Genomic DNA, 469 nt, shown 5'->3' with positions numbered 1-469 from the left:
GCTACAGACCGGGGCGGGTGTCGTCCCGATCGGTGTGCCGGTACCGGGCGCCGGGCTGTTCGTGTTGGACCAGTGGCTACGCGAAGTCCCGCCAGGTGTGGTGGGGGAGCTGTATGTGGCCGGTCGTGGCGTCGGTATCGGTTATGTGCGCCGGCCGGGGTTGACCGGATCGCGTTTCGTCCCTTGCCCGTTCGGGGCGCCGGGCACCCGGATGTACCGCACCGGGGATCGGGTGTCCTGGGGAGCCGACGGGCAGCTGCGGTATACCGGTCGCGCGGACGAGCAGGTCAAGATCCGCGGCTACCGCATCGAACTCGGCGAAATCCAGTCGGTGTTGGCGTCCCATCCCCGCGTCTCCCAAGCGGTGGTCGTCGCTCACACCACCACGTCCACCGCGAGCCAGGGTGCGCCGACCGCCGACAAACGGTTGGTGGCCTATGTCGTCCTGGACCCGGAGATGATGCTGGTC

General features: G+C 68.7%; 1 protein-coding gene. It reads left to right on the top strand.

Going from position 1 to position 469, the window contains the following annotated elements:
• On the top strand, nt 1-469 hold a 469-nt coding region (locus RM572_RS29045), incomplete at both ends, for an acyl-CoA synthetase family protein (protein WP_311676343.1).

This window comes from Streptomyces hazeniae (genome assembly GCF_031845485.1).
Classification (GTDB): domain Bacteria; phylum Actinomycetota; class Actinomycetes; order Streptomycetales; family Streptomycetaceae; genus Streptomyces; species Streptomyces hazeniae.
This window is presented reverse-complemented; position numbering and strand designations above follow the sequence as displayed.